This window comes from Psychrobacter sp. 1U2 (assembly GCF_051847575.1).
In genome coordinates this window covers 1-1042 of sequence record NZ_JBPYDC010000472.1, presented here as the reverse complement: position 1 = coordinate 1042, position 1042 = coordinate 1, and the positions used below count along the sequence as shown (strand labels likewise).

General features: G+C 38.7%; 1 protein-coding gene. It reads left to right on the top strand.

Annotated elements, in window-relative coordinates:
• Positions 1–91: 91 nt before the first annotated feature.
• A partial coding sequence (gene tssF / locus ACS8FD_RS16660) for a type VI secretion system baseplate subunit TssF (protein ID WP_439276659.1) occupies positions 92–1042 on the top strand: 951 nt, incomplete at its 3' end.

The following is a 1042-nucleotide window of genomic DNA, read 5'->3' as shown; positions in this document are numbered from 1 at the left end:
ACTTAATAAAATAATCATTATTAACTTAATGAAATAACTACTATTACCGCTCAATCTATACAGTTAGCAGTGATAAATATATTGAGGCACCATGGACAGTCTACTTCCTTATTTTGAGCATGAACTTAGCTTGTTCAATAAGCAGTCGAAAGAGTTTGCCAAAAAGTACCCAAAAATTGCCAATCGGCTATTGATGGGACACGATACGGTAGATGATCCGCATATCGAACGGTTGATACAGGCTTTTTCGCTGATTAGTGCGCGCATTAATAAAAAGCTGGATGATTCATATGCAGACTTTACCGAGTCGTTATTGGAAGTTGTGTATCCCGACTACCTTAAACCTTTCCCTTCAGTATCCATCGCCCAATTTAATCTAGGTGTACAGGGCAATGCGATGAGTGAAGTTGTCTTGGTACCTAAACATACCGCGTTCTCTACCCAAAAAATAAATGGCACGCCTTGTCAGTTTCAATCAACCCAAGACGTTACCTTGCTACCACTAGAAATCGATGCTGTTAGTTTTGAGACTCATCAAGAAGTGTATGACAATCAGCATGGACTGCTCAATGGTTGTATTAGTATTAAGTTTAAAGTTCTTAACCCAAGCTTTAATTATCAAGCGTTACAGGATCACCCGCTGGATTTATATATAGATGAAGATGCCAGTCAAGGTACTAGCCTATGGGACTTGCTATGGTGTGATGTCAGACAAACTCATCTCCACGGTAGTCAAGTTAATAAAGTCGTTGGCAGTCCGTTTGAGATTATTGGCTTCGACCCTGAGCAGCAGATTTTGCCGACCCACAGAGTGAGTAATGCTGCTTCCGCTTTATTAAAAGAATATTTTTATTTTCCAGAAAAATTTAACTTTCTACGCTTAAATCTTGGTCATGCTTGCCCTGAACTAAAAATTGATAGCAGTGGTTTTGAGATTCGTTGTTATTTTAAGTTTGATAAAAAGAACACTATTCGCCTAAAAAACCTGCAACAGCTGAGTGCAAGCAGTATCAAATTATTTTGTACGCCAGTCGTAAACCTA